The sequence below is a fragment of the Marichromatium sp. AB32 genome (genome assembly GCF_003718675.1).
Classification (GTDB): domain Bacteria; phylum Pseudomonadota; class Gammaproteobacteria; order Chromatiales; family Chromatiaceae; genus Marichromatium; species Marichromatium gracile.
Map to the genome: position 1 here is coordinate 15,977 of NZ_RHFJ01000003.1, position 15,399 is coordinate 31,375.

Below are 15,399 nucleotides of genomic sequence, written 5' to 3' on the forward strand. Positions count from 1 at the left end.
CGCTCGACCTGGTCGAAAGGTAAAGCGTGATCTGAAGTTTATTCTCCAGCCTTTTGATATCAAAACCTTTCACCGGGTCTTCGGCGCTGGTCGAGCTTGCCGGCGTAAGTTGCTGACTGTCCAAGAATAAACTCCACCGTTTCCTTGACTGGCCCCAGACCCCTCTCTAACATGGGAGCCAAGTGGGGGGGAGTGGGGAATCAGGGAGCAGGAACCAGGCGGTTCGCCGCGGGGGCGCTCGGTGTTTCGGGGGGTCAGTCTCGTCAATCTCGATGCCAAGGGGCGTCTCGCGGTACCGGCCCGGTACCGTGAACGGCTGCGTGCTGCCTGTGATTCCCATCTGGTCGTGACGGTCGATCGTGACCGCTGTCTGTTGCTCTATCCGGAGCCCGAGTGGGAGACGATCGAGCACAAACTCGCCGCACTCCCCGCCTTCGATGCCACGGCACGCGCCATCCAGCGCCTCTATATCGGGAATGCACAAGACGTGGAAATGGATGCTCAGGGTCGAATCCTGTTGCCCCAGCATTTGCGTGATTTCGCCACGCTCGACAAACGGGTCGCCTTCGTCGGTCAGGGGGCCAAGTTCGAGCTGTGGGACGAGCACGCCTGGAACGCGCGTACCGCTGCGGCACTGAATGACACCGCGATCGACGAGCTGGCCGCCGCGGCCGGACTCGGGTCCTTCACCCTGTGAGCCCTCACATGCCCCTTGCACGCCCTGTCCCCGTGGACTCCCAGACCATTCATCGCTCGGTGCTGCTCGAGGAGGCGGTCAACGCGCTGGTGACCGAACCGGGCGGGCGCTATGTCGACGCCACCTTCGGGCGTGGCGGGCACAGTCGCGCCGTGCTCGCGCGCCTGGCTCCGACGGGTCGGCTGATCGGGCTCGACCGCGATCCCGAGGCGATCGCCGCCGCGCGCGCGCTCGACGACCCACGCTTTCGCATCCTCCACAGCGCCTTTGGCGGGATCGGTGCGGCGCTTGCCGAGGCCGGCGAGAGCGAACCGCTCAACGGCATCCTGCTCGATCTCGGCGTCTCCTCGCCGCAGCTCGATACCGCCGAGCGCGGCTTCAGCTTCAGCGCCGACGGGCCGCTCGACATGCGCATGGACCCGAGCCGGGGCGAGTCGGCCGCGGACTGGCTGATGCGTGCCGAACAGCAGGAGATCGCGCGCGTATTGCGCGAGTTCGGCGAGGAACGCTTCGCCAAGCGGATCGCGCGTGCGATCTGCGAGCGTCGCGCCGAGGCCCCGCTGCGCACCACCGCCGAGCTTGCCGCGCTGGTCGATCGCGCCCAGCCGGGGCGGCGCGAGCCGGGCAAGCACCCGGCCACCCGCACCTTCCAGGCGCTGCGCATCCAGGTCAACGACGAGCTCGGCGAGATCGAGCGCTGTCTCGACCAGGTCTGCGAGCTGCTCGCCCCCGGCGGGCGGCTGGTGGTGATCAGCTTCCACTCGCTGGAGGACCGCATCGTCAAGCACTTCATGCGTCGCGAGTCGCGCGGCGCGGTGTTGCCCAAGGGCGTGCCGGTGACCGGCGCCCCGGCCCCGGGGCGGCTGCGCCTGCTCGGCAAGGCGCAGCGTCCCTCGGCGATCGAGTCCGGGTCCAACCCGCGCGCGCGCAGCGCGATCATGCGGGTGGCCGAGCGGAGCCCAGCCGATGGCGCGAGCTGAGTTCTGGGTCGCCGCGGTGCTGGGGCTCATGGTGGTGGTCTCGGCCATCGCCGTGGTCCATACCAAGTATCTGACCCGGGTGCACTTCGCCCAGCTCCAGGACCTGCGCGCCCAGCGCGACGCCATCGACGTCGAGTGGAACCGGCTGCGACTCGAGGAGGCGGCGCTCTCCACCCATTCGCGGATCGAGCGGATCGTGCGCGAGCAGCTCGGCATGTTCTCGCCGCGCCCCGGCGACGTGCTGTTGCTCGAGGAGACCGGCCATGGCCAACCCTAGCCGTCGCCCCCGCCGCCCGCTCGAACCCGTCAAGCCCCGTCGTCCCGACATCGGGTTGCGCCGTCGGCTGTTGCTGATGGCACTGGTGGGGGCCTTCGTGCTGCTCGGCGCCGGGGTCTTCTATCGTCAGGTGGTCGAGACCGATTTCCTCCAGACCGAGGGCGAGCGGCGCTATCTGCGAGTGGCCGAGATCGCCGCGCGCCGCGGCATGATCAGCGACCGCAACGGCGAGCCGCTGGCCGTCAGCACCCCGGTCGAGACGGTGTGGGCCGATCCGCGCAAGCTCGTCGAGCGGCTCGACGTGCTCCCCGAGCTGGCGGCGTCGCTAGACCTTGATCCGCAGGCATTGCGTGAGCGGGTGCTGGCCAAATCCGATCGCGGTTTCATCTATCTCAAGCGTCGGGTCGACTTCGACGAGGCGCGTGCGGTGCGCGAGCTGATCGCACGCGAGCGTCTCGGCGGTGTCGACTTCGAGACCGAGTACCGGCGTTTCTATCCGGGCGCCGAGGTGTTCGGGCACGTCATCGGTTTCACCGACATCGAGGACCGCGGCCAGGAGGGCATCGAGTTCGCCTATGACGCCCAGCTCCAGTCCGAGCCGGGGCTGCGGCGGGTGATCCGCGACGGGCGCAAGCGCATCGTCCAGGAGGTCGAGCAGCTGCGCCCGCCGCGTCAGGGCGCCGATCTGGTGCTGAGTCTCGATCGGCGGCTGCAGTTCCTCGCCTATCGCGAGTTGCTTGCGGCGGTGCGCGAGCACAAGGCCGTCGGCGGTACCCTGGTGGCGCTCGACGTCGACACCGGTGAGGTGCTGGCGATGGTCAACCAGCCCGGCTACAACCCCAATGCGTTGCGCGACGGTGGCAGCGAGCGCCGCCGCAACCGCTGTGTCACCGATGTGATCGAGCCCGGCTCCACGGTCAAGCCGCTGGTGGTGGCCGCGGCGCTCGAGCGCGGGCTGATCACCCCCACCACCGAGATCGACACCGAGCCGGGCTACTTCCGGGTCGGGCGCAACCTGGTGCGCGACGTCCACGACTACGGTCTGCTCGATGTCACCGGGGTGATCGCCAAGTCGAGCAACGTCGGCGTGGTCAAGATCGCGCAGATGATGGAGTACGCCGACCTCTGGAACCTCTACGACCATCTCGGCTTCGGTCGTGTCACTGGGGTCGGCTTCCCCGGCGAGAGCCCCGGCAACCTGCGCCACTACTCCGACTGGCGGGTCTTCGAGCACGCCACGCTCGCCTTCGGCTACGGCCTGTCGGTGACCACGCTGCAGCTGGCCCAGGCCTATGCCGCACTCGCCGCCGACGGCATCAAGCGCCCGGTCACCCTGCTCAGACGCGAGCCCGGGGCGGCGGTGCCGGGGACCCGGGTGCTCAGTGCCGAGACCGCGCGCATGGTGCGCGCGATGATGGAACAGGTGGTGTCCGAGAAGGGGACCGCCCGGCGCGCGGCGATCGCCGGCTATCGCGTGGCGGGCAAGACCGGGACGGCGAAGAAGGCCGGTCCCAACGGCTATGCGGGTCGGCGCTATCAGGCGGTGTTCGCCGGTTTCGCCCCGGTGGACCGACCAAGACTGGTGATGGTGGTGATGATCGATGAACCGGGCGGCAAGTCCTACTACGGTGGGGTCGTCGCCGCCCCGGTGTTCCAGAAGGTGATGGAGGGTGCGCTGCGGCTGTTCAACGTGCCGCCGGATAATCCGCCTCCATCGATGTTGCTGAGTGGACGAGGAGGGCTGGGGCTGTGATCGCGCTCTCCTCGACGGCCTGCGCCTGGCGCCTGGGTGATCTCATCGACGGGTTTGCCGAGGCCGGTGATGCCGCCGATCGCCCGGTGTGCTCGATCGCCCTCGACAGCCGGTTGCTGTCGCAGGGCGGGCTCTTCCTCGCCTGCCAGGGTGGCAGCCTGCACGGGCTGGCCTTCGCCCAGGAGGCCAAGCATCGTGGTGCGACGGCGATCCTCGCCGAGGTCTCGGCCGACTGGCCGGTCGATGCCATCCTCGATCTCGGCGCCTGTCTCGGCTTGCCGGTGATCCCGGTCGAGGGGCTCGCGGCGCGCGCCAGCGCGCTGGCCGCGCGTTTCTACGGTGCGCCCAGCGAGCGTCTCGAACTGTTCGGCGTCACCGGCACCAACGGCAAGACCAGCGTCAGCCACTTCCTCGCCCAGGCGCTCGCTCCGGAGCTCGACTGTGCGGTGATCGGCACCCTCGGCAACGGCTTCCCGGGGGCGCTGCGCTCGCCGACCCACACCACCCCGGATGCGATCTCGCTGCAGGCGCTGCTCGAGTCGCTGCGCGCCCAGGGCGCGCGTGCGGTGGCGATGGAGGTCTCCTCGCACGCGCTCGCTCAGGGGCGCACCAGCGCCGCGCGTTTCAGCCATGCCGTCTTCACCAACCTCAGTCGCGACCATCTCGACTATCACGGCGACATGACCGCCTATGGCGAGGCCAAGCGCCGGCTCTTCCTCAGCCCGGGGCTGCAGTGGGCGGTGCTCAATCTCGACGATCCGTTCAGCGCACGTCTGCTCGAGACCCTGGCCCCGCAGGTCCAGGTCGCCGGTTACGGCACCGACCCCGAGGGTCCGACCCCGTCGCGCTGTGCGCTGCGGCTGCGCGCCCTGGCCATCGAGCCGCGTCCGCACAGCCTCTATCTGCATGTCGAGTCGCGCACCACCCGACGCACCGAGCGCGCCGAGCTCGAGGTTAGGCTGATCGGTCGCTTCAACGCCGCCAACCTCCTTGCGGTGCTGGCGGTGATGTGCTCGCGCGGGCTGCCGCTGGAGCGCGCGGTGCGCGAGCTGGCGCGCATCCGCGGGGTGCCGGGGCGGATGGAGTGCTTCGGCGGCGGAGATGCGCCGCTGGTGGTGGTCGACTACGCCCATACCCCGGACGCGCTCGAGAAGGCGTTGGTCAACGTCCGCGAACACATCAGTGGTCGGCTGATCACGGTGTTCGGTTGCGGCGGCGATCGCGATCGCGGCAAGCGCCCGCTGATGGGGTCGATCGCCGAGAGTCTCAGCGACGGCCTGATCCTCACCGACGACAATCCGCGCACCGAGTCGCCCGAGGCCATCGTCGCCGACATCCTCGAGGGCGTTGGCGAGCGCGAGCGGGTGCGCGTCGAGCACCAGCGAGGGTTGGCGATCCGGCTGGCGATCGCGCTCGCCGGTCGCGGCGACGCGGTGCTGGTCGCGGGCAAGGGACACGAGACCTATCAGGACATGGGTGACTTGAAGAGACGATTCAGCGATCGCGCACAGGCCGTCGAGGCGTTGCGCGAGTGGCGGGAGGGACATCACTGATGTGGACGCTAGGCGAGGCCGTGGCCAAGGCCGGGGGCCGACTCCAGGGCGCTGACTGCCGTTTCGACGGGGTTGGGACCGATAGCCGGGTCGACTGCAGCGGCCAGCTGTTCGTGGCCCTGCGCGGGCCGCGCTTCGACGGTCATGAACACGTCGAGGCGGCGCGTCGCGCCGGCGCGGTGGCGGCGCTGGTCGATCATCCGGTGGCGGTCGATCTGCCGCAGTGGGTGGTCGACGACACCCGCCTCGGGCTGGGCCGGCTGGCGCATGCCTGGCGGGCGCGGTTGCGCGCCCGGGTGGTGGCGATCACCGGCAGCAACGGCAAGACCACCGCCAAGGAGATGGTCGCGGCGATCCTCGGCCAGGCCGGGCGGGTGCACGCCACCCGCGGCAACCTCAACAACGACATCGGCATGCCGCTGACCCTGCTCGGGGCGCGCGACGAGGATTTCCTGGTGCTCGAGATGGGCGCCAATCACCCCGGCGAGATCGGTTACATGACCGATCTCGCTCGCCCCGACGTGGCGCTGATCACCAATGCCGGTCGCGCCCATCTCGAGGGTTTCGGCTCGCTCGAGGGGGTCGCCCGCGCCAAGGGCGAGATCGCCCGCGGGCTGCTCCCGCACGGCATCCTGGTGGTGCCCGAGGACTCGCCCTACACCGGGTTGTGGCGTGAGCTGGCGTTTGCCCAGCGGGTCTCGACCTTCGCCATCGACGACGGACCGCGTACCGCGGCGACGGTGCGCCCGGCGCTTCGCGCCGAGCGTCCCGAGATCACCGCCGAATGGGACGCGCGGGGGTTCCGCACCCGCTTCGTCGCGCACTACGGTGGCGAGAGGCATGCACTCGCGCTGCCGCTCGCCGGCGAGCACAACGTGCGCAATGCCCTGGCGGCGATCGCCGTGGCGCTCGCCCTCGGGGTCGAGGGCGAGGCGATCCGCGACGGGCTGGCCGCGCTGCGCCCGGTCCCCGGCCGACTCTGCCCACGGCTGTGCGGGGCGGGGCGGTTGCATCTGATCGACGACACCTACAACGCCAACCCCGACTCGATCGCCGCGGCGATCGCGGTGCTGAGGGCCTTTGCCGGACGGCGCTGGCTGGTGCTCGGGGATCTCGGCGAGCTCGGTCCCGAGGCCGAGTCGCTGCACCGCGAGATCGGCGAGCAGGCGCGCGCCGCCGGCATCGAGCGCCTCGCCGCGGTGGGCCCGCTGAGCGCCGCGGCGGTCGACGGCTTCGGCGCCGGGGGCGAGCACTTCGCCGATCAGGCGGCGCTGATCGCCGCGTTGCGCGCCGAGTTGGGGGAGGATGACCGGGTCTTGATCAAGGGTTCGCGCACCGCGCGAATGGAATGCATCGTAGAGGCGCTCTGCGCCGCTGGAGGAGACGAGTTTGCTGCTGTATCTGACTGACTGGCTCGCCGGGCTCGATAGCGGGTTCAGCGTATTCCGCTATCTCACCCTGCGCGCCATCCTCGGGGTGTTGACCGCGCTGGCGATCGCCTTGCTGGTGGGGCGGCCGATGATCCGTCGGCTGCGCGCCTACAAGATCGGCCAGACGGTGCGCGACGACGGCCCGCAGAGCCATCTGTCGAAGTCCGGCACCCCGACTATGGGCGGCGCGCTGATCCTGGTGGCGGTGGCCATCAGCACCCTGCTGTGGGCCGATCTCGGCAACCACTACGTCTGGATCGTGCTGCTCACCACCCTGGCCTTCGGCGCCATCGGCCTGGTCGACGACTACAAGAAGCTGGTGCAGCGCGACCCGCGCGGGCTGCCGGCGCGCTGGAAGTATCTGTGGCAGACGGTGTTCGGCTTCATCGCCGCCGTCGCCCTCTATGTCAGCGCCGCCACCCCGGCCGAGACTGCGTTGCTGATCCCCTATCTCAAGAACGTCTCGATCCAGCTCGGTCCCTGGTTCATCCTGCTGACCTATTTCGTCATCGTCGGCTCGAGCAACGCGGTCAACCTCACCGACGGGCTCGACGGGCTGGCGATCATGCCGACGGTGCTGGTGGCCGGGGCGCTGGGTCTCTTCGTCTACGCCAGTGGTCATGCCGAGATCGCCGACTATCTGCTGATCCCCTATGTCGCCGACGTCGGCGAGCTGGTGATCTTCTGCGCCGCGCTGGTCGGCGCCGGGCTCGGTTTCCTCTGGTTCAACGCCTATCCGGCCCAGGTGTTCATGGGGGATGTCGGCGCGCTCGCGCTCGGCGCCGCGCTCGGCACCGTGGCGGTGGCGGTGCGTCAGGAGCTGGTGCTGTTCGTGATGGGCGGGGTGTTCGTGGTCGAGACCATCTCGGTGATGCTCCAGGTGATGTCGTTCAAGCTCACCGGCAAGCGCATCTTCCGCATGGCGCCGCTGCACCATCACTTCGAGCTGCAGGGCTGGCCCGAGCCGCGGGTGATCGTGCGCTTCTGGATCGTCACCGTGGTGCTGGTGCTGATCGGACTGGCGAGCCTGAAGATCCGTTGACATGACTGAGCGACTCACCCAGCCCCCAGCCCCCAAGACCCTGGTCGTCGGCCTCGGCAAGACCGGGCTGTCCTGCGCGCGCTACCTGCATGCCCAGGGCGTGCCGACGGCGGTGACCGACTCGCGCGCCCAGCCCCCCGGGCTCGATGCGCTGCGCGAGTCGCTGCCGGAGCTGGCGGTGTTCGTCGGCGGTTTCGAGCGCGAGGTGTTCGAGGCCGCCGAGCAGCTGGTGGTCAGCCCCGGGGTGGCGCTCGCCGAGCCGCTGATCGCCGCGGCGATCGCCCGCGGGGTCGAGGTGGTCGGCGACATCGAACTGTTCGCCCGCGCCGCGCGCGCGCCGATCTGCGCCATCACCGGCTCCAACGGCAAGAGCACGGTGACCTCGCTGGTCGGGCTGATGGCGCGGCTGGCCGGGCGGCGCGCGGCGGCTGGCGGCAACCTCGGCGAGCCGGCGCTGGAGCTGCTCGATGCGCGCGCCGAGCTCTATGTGCTCGAACTCTCGAGCTTCCAGCTCGAGACCACCCACAGCCTTGGCGCCGAGGTCGCGGTGGTGCTCAACCTCTCGCCCGATCACATGGACCGCTACCCGGATCTCGCCGGCTATGCCGCGGCCAAGGCGCGGATCTACCGCGGCGCGCGGGTGGCGGTGGTCAACCGCGACGACCCCGAGGTGATGGCGATGGTCGCCGCCGAGCCGGCGCGCGCGCTGATCGGCTTCACCCTCGGCGAGCCCGGTGCGGACGACTACGGGGTACGCCGTCATCGCGGCGAGGACTGGATCTGTCGCGGCGACACGCCACTGCTCGAGTGCGCGCGCCTCGCCCTGGCCGGACGCCACAACCTCGCCAACGCGCTCGCCGCGCTGGCGCTCGCCGAGGCCTGCGGGCTGCCGCGCGAGGCCTGCTGCAAGGCGCTGACCAACTTCCCCGGGCTGGCGCACCGCTGCGAACTGGTGCGCGAGCGTGACGGGGTGCGCTGGTACGACGATTCCAAGGGCACCAACCCGGGCGCCACCGTGGCCGCGCTCGACGGGCTGGTCGGCGCGGGTGACCCCGCTCGGGTGGTGCTGATTGCCGGCGGCGACGGCAAGGGTGCGGACTTCACGCCGCTGCGCCCGGCGGTGGCGCGCGCCGCGCGCGCGGCGGTGCTGCTCGGGCGCGACGCGCCGCTGATCGAGACGGTGCTCGCCGGCGTGGTACCGGTGTGCCATGCCGCCGACATGGCCGAGGCGGTGCGACTGGCCGCCGAGCTGGCGCAGCCGGGGGATCGGGTGCTGCTCTCGCCGGCCTGTGCGAGCTTCGACATGTTCGAGGGCTATGCCCATCGTGGCCGGGTCTTCGCCGCGGCGGTGCGGGGGTTGTCGCAATGAGCGTCGCCGCCCGTCCAGTGCGCAACCCGCGTCGTCGCCGCGAGCGGCTGCCCGCATTCGACCACGCGTTGCTGATCTGCGTGCTCGCGCTGCTCGGCTTCGGTCTGGTGATGGTCGCCTCGGCGTCGATGTCGATCGCCGAGAGCTGCTGCGGCACGCCCTTCTATTACGTGATCCGTCACACCATCGCGCTCGTGCTCGGGCTGATCGGCGGGGTCGCCGCCTATCGCCTGCCGCTGCTGTGGTGGGAGCGCTACGGGGTCTGGCTGTTCCTGTTCGGCATGGCCTCGCTGATGTTGGTCCTGTTGCCGGGGATCGGCTACTCGGTCAATGGTGCGACGCGCTGGATCCCGCTCGGTCCCTTCAATCTCCAGCCCTCCGAGTTCATGAAACTGTTCGCGGTGGTCTATGTCGCCGGCTATCTGGTGCGTCACGCCGATGCCGTGGCCAACCGGATCTCGGGCTTCATCCATCCGATGATCCTGGTCGGGGTGGCCGGTGCGATGATCCTGATGCAGCCCGACTTCGGCACCACCGCGGTGATGCTCGCCACGGTGATGGGGATGCTCTTCCTCGGCGGGGTGAGCGTGCTGCCCTTCGTGCTGCTGATCGCGGTGGTCGGTGCCGGGCTGATCACCCTGGTGCTCGTCTCCCCCTATCGGATGCAGCGCGTCACCTCCTTCCTCGATCCTTTCGATGACCCCTTCAACAGCGGCTACCAGCTCAGCCAGGCGTTGATCGCCTTCGGTCGCGGCGAGTGGCTGGGGGTCGGCCTCGGCAACGGCATCCAGAAGCAGTTCTTCCTGCCCGAGGCGCACACCGACTTCCTCGCCTCGGTGATCGGCGAGGAGTTCGGTCTGCTCGGCACCCTGCTGCTGGTGGCCGCCTTTGCCTTCGTCACCTGGCGCGCCTTCGCCATCGGCGCCCGCGCCCAGGCGCTGGGCAAGGCCTTTGCCGCTCATGCCGCGCAGGGCATCGGGTTGTGGATCGGGATGCAGGCATTCGTCAACATCGGGGTCAATGTGGGGCTGCTCCCGACCAAGGGGCTGACCCTGCCGTTTCTCAGTTACGGCAGCAACAGCCTGATCGTCGCCTGTATGGCGGTGGGGCTGCTGCTGCGCATCGATGCCACGGTGCGTCAGACGCAGTCCGAGGCGGGACCAAGACGGGGGTTGAAATGGGTCCGTGCATAGGCGTCATGGCCGGCGGTACCGGTGGGCACGTGTTTCCCGCGCTGGCGGTGGCCGAGCGGCTGCGCGCCGAGGGCGCGCGGGTGTTCTGGATCGGTACCCGGCGCGGCATGGAGTCGCGGCTGGTGCCCGAGCACGGCTTTGAGATCGAGTGGCTCGGCATCGAGGGGGTGCGTGGCAAGGGCTGGCGCTCCCGCGTGCTCGCCCCCTGGCGGCTGGCGCGCGCCTCGTGGCAGGCCGCGCGCATCCTGCGCCGGCGGCGCCCGGCGCTGGTGCTCGGCATGGGCGGCTTCGTCTCGGGTCCCGGCGGGGTGATGGCGCGCGTGCTCGGCATCCCGTTGGTGGTACAGGAGCAGAACCGGGTGCCGGGGCTGACCAACCAGTGGTTGTCGCGGATCGCGCGCCGGGTCTTTGAGGGCTTCCCGGGGAGCTTCGCCCCCGGTCGCGCCGAGGTCAGTGGCAATCCGGTGCGCGCCGAGATCGCCGCGCTGCCGACCCCGGCCGCGCGCTGGCGCGAGCGTGACGGCGCGGCGCGGCTGCTGGTGCTTGGCGGTTCGCTCGGGGCGCTCGCGCTCAATCGCACGCTGGCCCCGGCGCTCGCCCGGCTCGCCCCCGAGACGCGTCCGCTGGTCCGCCATCAGGCCGGCGCGCGCACCCTGGAGGAGGCGCGCGCGGCCTATCGCGAGGCCGGTGTCGAGGCCGAGGTGGTGCCCTTCATCGACGACATGGCCGCGGCCTATGCCTGGGCCGACCTGGTGGTCTGTCGCGCCGGCGCGCTGACCGTCTCGGAGCTCGCCGCCGCCGGCGTGGGCGCGGTGCTGGTGCCCTATCCGCACGCCGTCGACGACCACCAGCGGGCCAATGCCGGTTATCTGGTCGAGGCCGGCGCGGCGCGTCTGCTGCCGCAGACCGAGCTCACCGCCGAACGCCTCGGCGAGCTGCTCGCCGAGCTGCTCGGTGATCGCGCCGCGCTGCTGGCGATGGCCGAGGTCGCGCGCGGGCGCGCCCGACCGGAGGCGGCGGCGCGGATCGCCGCCCGGTGTCTCGAGGAGATCGGTCGATGAACGCACATCTGCAACATACCGCCGCTAACATGGGGCGGGTCCGGCGTCTGCACTTCATCGGTATCGGTGGGGCGGGGATGAGCGGGATTGCCGAGCTGATGGCCAACCTCGGCTACGAGGTCAGCGGCTCGGACCTGCGCGAGAGCGAGGTCACCCGCCGGCTCGCCGGGCTCGGCGTCGAGATCCATGTCGGCCATCGCGCCGAGCAGGTCGTCGATGTCGACGCGGTGGTGGTCTCGACGGCGATCGATGAGGACAACCCCGAGATCCGCGCCGCCCGTGCCGCGCGCATCCCGATCGTGCGCCGTGCCGAGATGCTCGCCGAGCTGATGCGCTTCTACTACGGCGTGGCGGTGGCCGGGACCCACGGCAAGACCACCACCACCAGTCTGGTGGCGAGCATCCTCGCCGAGGGCGGGCTCGACCCGACCTTCGTCATCGGCGGGCGGCTCAACAGCGCCGGGGCCAACGCCAAGCTCGGCACCACCAAGTATCTGGTGGCCGAGGCCGACGAGAGTGACGCATCCTTCCTGTATCTGCAGCCGATGGTGTCGATCGTCACCAATATCGACGCCGATCACATGCACACCTACGGTAACGACTTCTCGCGGCTGCGCAGCACCTTCGTCGAGTTCCTCCATCACCTGCCCTTCTACGGGTTGGCGGTGCTCTGTATCGACGACCCGGTGGTACGCGAGCTGGTCTCGACCATCCCCCGGCCGGTGCGGACCTATGGCACCCACCCCGAGGCCGATGTGCGCGCCAGCGCGCTGCGCCAGTGCGGCATGCGCACCAGTTTCCGCGTCGAGAGCGACGCGCTCGACGGACCGCTCGAGCTGACCCTCAACCTGCCGGGCAGACACAATGTGCTCAACGCCCTGGCGGCGATCACCGTGGCGCTCGAGCTCGGCGTCGAGGAGCCGGCGATCGCGCGCGCGCTGTCGCGCTTCGAGGGGGTGGGGCGGCGCTTCGTCTCCCACGAGCTGCGCGACGCCTGGGGGCGCGACCTGCTGGTGGTCGACGACTATGGCCATCACCCGCGCGAACTCGCCGCGACCCTGGAGGCGGCGCGTGCGGGCTGGCCGGGGCGGCGGCTGGTGCTGGTGTTCCAGCCGCATCGCTATTCACGGACCCAGGAGCAGTTCGATGATTTCGTTGCGGTGCTCTCGGGGGTCGATGCCCTGGTGCTCTGCGAGGTCTATCCGGCCGGCGAGCAGCCGATCCCCGGTGCCGACGGGCGTGCACTGAGCCGCGCCATCCGTACCCGGGGCGAGTGCGATCCGGTGTTCGTCGAGGGCCCCGAGGCCGTGCCCGAGCTGCTGCCCAACCTGCTCGAGGACGGCGATATCGTGCTGGTGGCCGGGGCCGGCGACATCGGTCGGCTGGCCGCGCGACTGCCGCAGCTGCTGGAGCAGGGCCGATGAGCGAGACGACGACACCCTGGCGCGGCACCCTGCTCGAACACGAGCCGCTGGCCCGCTACACCAGCTGGCGGGTCGGCGGTCCGGCGCGAAGGCTCTACCGTCCCGCCGATCTCGACGACCTCGCCGTCTTCCTCGCCGCGCTCGACCCCGACGAGCCGCTGCTGTGGCTGGGGCTGGGGAGCAATGTGTTGATCGACGATGCCGGGTTCCCCGGCACCGTGATCCACACCCTGGGCTGTCTCGACGGGTTCGAGCGTCACGGCGAGCACGGCCTGCGGGTCGGCGCCGGGGTGGCCTGCGCCAAGCTCGCCCGCGTCGCCGCGCGCGCCGACCTGGTCGGGATCGAGTTCCTCGCCGGTATCCCCGGCACCCTCGGCGGCGCCCTGGCGATGAACGCCGGGGCCTGGGGCGGCGAGACCTGGCCGTGGGTGGCGCGCGTGCGCACCATCGATCGCCGGGGGCGGGTCCGCGAGCGCCCGGCGAGCGACTTCACCCCGGGCTATCGCGAGGTGCGCGGGCCGGCGGGCGAGTGGTTCGTCGGCGCCGATCTGGCGCTCGAACCCGGCGACGGCGCCGCGGCGATGGCGCGGATTCGCGCCCTGCTCGATCGTCGCGCCGCCACCCAGCCGATCGGTCAGCCGAGCTGCGGCTCGGTGTTCCGCAATCCGCCGGGGGACCATGCCGCGCGACTGATCGAGGCCAACGGGCTCAAGGGGCGACGACTCGGCGGGGCCCAGGTCTCGGAGCGTCACGCCAACTTCATCATCAACACGGGCGATGCCACCGCCCGGGACATCGCCGAGCTGATCGCGCTGGTGCAGACCACGGTCGAACGCGCCAGCGGGGTCCGGCTGATGCCCGAGGTGCGGCGGGTCGTCGGGGGGGAGTCATGACCAGGCATCGGGTTCAGGACGCGGCCGAGTTCGGCCGGGTCGCGGTGTTGCTCGGTGGCGAGGCGGCCGAGCGCGAGATCTCGCTGAGGAGCGGGCGTGCGGTGCTCGAGGCGCTGCGCCGTCAGGGCGTCGACGCCGAGCCGCTCGACCCCGGCGCCGACGTGCTCGAGCGCTTGCGGGTCGGGGGCTTCGCGCGCGCCTTCGTGGTGCTCCACGGACGTGGCGGCGAGGACGGCCAGATCCAGGGCGCGCTCGAGCGCATCGGCATGCCCTACACCGGCTCCGGGGTGCTCGGTTCGGCGCTGGGCATGGACAAGCATCGCTGCAAGCTGCTGTGGTCGGGGGGCGGTCTGCCCACCGCAGACGCCGTGCTGCTGCGCGACGAGGACGACCTGCCGGCGGCTGCGGCGCTCGGTTTCCCGTTGATGGTCAAGCCGGTGCACGAGGGCTCGAGCATCGGCATGGCCAAGGTCGAGGACGTCGCCGGGCTCGCCGCCGCCTGGCGTGCGGCGAGTGCCTTCGACGCCCTGGTGCTCGCCGAGCGCTGGATCGCCGGGGCGGAGTACACCTGTGCCATCCTCGGCGAGGAGGCGCTGCCGCTGATCCGGCTGGAGACGCCCAACGTCTTCTACGACTACGAGGCCAAGTACAGCGCCGACACCACCCGCTATTTCTGCCCCTGCGGACTGGAGCCGGCGCGCGAGCACGCGCTGCAGTCGCTCGCGCTCGACGCCTTCGAACAGGCCGGGGCGAGCGGTTGGGGGCGGGTCGACCTGATGCTCGACGCCGCAGGAGACCCCTTCCTGCTGGAGATCAATACGGTGCCGGGGATGACCGATCACAGCCTGGTGCCGATGGCGGCGCGGGCGGCGGGGATGGACTTCGATCGGCTGGTGTGGCGCATCCTGGAGACGAGTTTCGACCGTGGCTGAACGACGCCGTCGCGGGGCTACCAGGAAGCGTCCGCTGTCGCAGCGGCTGGGGCGCTCGCGCTGGCGCACGCTGCTCGGGGTGTTGTTGCTGCTGGCGATGCCGGTCGGCGGCTGGCTGTTCCTGCGCTGGGAGCCCTTTCTGCTGCCGGTGCGGGTGGTCGAGGTCGAGGGCGAGCTGCACCATCACTCCTCGGCGCTGCTCAGCCAGACCCTGACCGAGCGGCTCGACGGCGGCATCCTGACCGCCAACCTGGTCGAGCTCAAGCGCGCGGCCGAGTCGCTGGCCTGGGTCGGTCATGCCAGTCTGCGTCGGGTGTGGCCCGATCGGTTGCTGGTGCTGGTCGAGGAGCATCGACCGATCGCGCGCTGGAACGACGACGGTCTGGTGACCGCCGAGGGGGTGGTGTTCCGGCCGCGCGCCGCGACCCTGCCGGCGGGGTTGCCGGTGCTCGTGGGTGAGGAGGCGCGTGCCGCCGAGCTGGCGAGTCGCTATCAGGATTGGCGCGACCGGCTGATGCTGGTCGGTCATCTGATCCAGACCCTGGCGGTCGATCCGCGCGGCGACTGGCGCGTCGAGCTGGTCATGGGCACCGAGCTGCGGCTCGGTTCCGAGCAGGTCGAGGAGCGGCTCGCCCGTTTCATCGCCAACGCCCCGCAGCTCGAGGCGGTTGGACAACTGTTGGTCGTGGATCTGCGCTACAGCAACGGGTTCGCCGTGCGCTGGGCGGACGAGAGACAGGCGCAGGTCCGCGCGAACTCGGGTCGCCCGGAGTGGCCCGACAATCGAGGATAGAA

At 70.6% G+C, this 15,399-nt stretch carries 14 protein-coding genes; all 14 read left to right on the plus strand.

All coding sequences use genetic code 11. The features are described from left to right. The first annotated feature begins 241 nt into the window (after positions 1 to 241). Genes mraZ through EBL85_RS01800 form a run of 14 tightly spaced genes read left to right on the plus strand, consistent with a single transcriptional unit; the run spans position 242 to position 15,397 of the window. Complete coding sequence (gene mraZ / locus EBL85_RS01735) at positions 242 to 697, plus strand: division/cell wall cluster transcriptional repressor MraZ (RefSeq protein ID WP_062277283.1); 456 nt, start codon at positions 242 to 244, stop codon at positions 695 to 697. A gap of 8 nt (positions 698 to 705) precedes the next feature. Beyond that, positions 706 to 1,677 carry a 16S rRNA (cytosine(1402)-N(4))-methyltransferase RsmH gene (gene rsmH / locus EBL85_RS01740; RefSeq protein ID WP_123140024.1) on the plus strand — a complete coding sequence of 324 codons (972 nt, stop codon included), beginning with the start codon at positions 706 to 708 and terminating at the stop codon, positions 1,675 to 1,677. Then, the gene (ftsL, locus tag EBL85_RS01745; RefSeq protein ID WP_123140023.1) at positions 1,664 to 1,954 is read left to right on the plus strand and encodes a cell division protein FtsL; all 291 of its coding nucleotides are present in this window, start codon (positions 1,664 to 1,666) and stop codon (positions 1,952 to 1,954) included. Before rsmH ends, ftsL begins: the two co-directional genes overlap by 14 nt. After that, on the plus strand, positions 1,941 to 3,707 hold the full coding sequence (locus EBL85_RS01750; protein WP_123142010.1) for a penicillin-binding protein 2: 1,767 nt from the start codon (positions 1,941 to 1,943) through the stop codon (positions 3,705 to 3,707). The genes ftsL and EBL85_RS01750 overlap by 14 nt, the downstream gene beginning before the upstream one ends. Then, a complete protein-coding gene (locus tag EBL85_RS01755; protein ID WP_190288023.1) occupies positions 3,704 to 5,260 on the plus strand; it encodes a UDP-N-acetylmuramoyl-L-alanyl-D-glutamate--2,6-diaminopimelate ligase in 1,557 nt (518 codons plus the stop codon). Before EBL85_RS01750 ends, EBL85_RS01755 begins: the two co-directional genes overlap by 4 nt. After that, positions 5,260 to 6,669 carry a UDP-N-acetylmuramoyl-tripeptide--D-alanyl-D-alanine ligase gene (gene murF, locus EBL85_RS01760; RefSeq protein ID WP_123140021.1) on the plus strand — a complete coding sequence of 470 codons (1,410 nt, stop codon included), beginning with the start codon at positions 5,260 to 5,262 and terminating at the stop codon, positions 6,667 to 6,669. Before EBL85_RS01755 ends, murF begins: the two co-directional genes overlap by 1 nt. After that, entirely contained in the window at positions 6,650 to 7,732 is a 1,083-nt protein-coding gene (gene mraY / locus EBL85_RS01765) for a phospho-N-acetylmuramoyl-pentapeptide-transferase (protein ID WP_123140020.1), read from the plus strand. The genes murF and mraY overlap by 20 nt, the downstream gene beginning before the upstream one ends. Position 7,733: 1 nt before the next feature. Beyond that, the gene (gene murD, locus EBL85_RS01770) at positions 7,734 to 9,101 is read left to right on the plus strand and encodes a UDP-N-acetylmuramoyl-L-alanine--D-glutamate ligase (RefSeq protein ID WP_123140019.1); all 1,368 of its coding nucleotides are present in this window, start codon (positions 7,734 to 7,736) and stop codon (positions 9,099 to 9,101) included. Beyond that, positions 9,098 to 10,294, plus strand: coding sequence for a putative lipid II flippase FtsW (gene ftsW, locus EBL85_RS01775; RefSeq protein WP_123140018.1), 1,197 nt, complete (start codon positions 9,098 to 9,100; stop codon positions 10,292 to 10,294). The genes murD and ftsW overlap by 4 nt, the downstream gene beginning before the upstream one ends. Further along, the gene (gene murG / locus EBL85_RS01780; RefSeq protein WP_123142011.1) at positions 10,279 to 11,355 is read left to right on the plus strand and encodes an undecaprenyldiphospho-muramoylpentapeptide beta-N-acetylglucosaminyltransferase; all 1,077 of its coding nucleotides are present in this window, start codon (positions 10,279 to 10,281) and stop codon (positions 11,353 to 11,355) included. Before ftsW ends, murG begins: the two co-directional genes overlap by 16 nt. Beyond that, complete coding sequence (murC, locus tag EBL85_RS01785; RefSeq protein WP_123140016.1) at positions 11,352 to 12,779, plus strand: UDP-N-acetylmuramate--L-alanine ligase; 1,428 nt, start codon at positions 11,352 to 11,354, stop codon at positions 12,777 to 12,779. Before murG ends, murC begins: the two co-directional genes overlap by 4 nt. Continuing rightward, positions 12,776 to 13,672, plus strand: coding sequence for a UDP-N-acetylmuramate dehydrogenase (gene murB / locus EBL85_RS01790; RefSeq protein ID WP_123142012.1), 897 nt, complete (start codon positions 12,776 to 12,778; stop codon positions 13,670 to 13,672). Before murC ends, murB begins: the two co-directional genes overlap by 4 nt. Next, positions 13,669 to 14,604 (plus strand): D-alanine--D-alanine ligase, encoded by a 936-nt coding sequence (locus EBL85_RS01795; protein WP_123140014.1) that lies wholly within the window; start codon positions 13,669 to 13,671, stop codon positions 14,602 to 14,604. Before murB ends, EBL85_RS01795 begins: the two co-directional genes overlap by 4 nt. Beyond that, positions 14,597 to 15,397, plus strand: coding sequence for a cell division protein FtsQ/DivIB (locus EBL85_RS01800; RefSeq protein WP_223806021.1), 801 nt, complete (start codon positions 14,597 to 14,599; stop codon positions 15,395 to 15,397). Before EBL85_RS01795 ends, EBL85_RS01800 begins: the two co-directional genes overlap by 8 nt. The last annotated feature ends 2 nt before the right edge of the window (positions 15,398 to 15,399 follow it).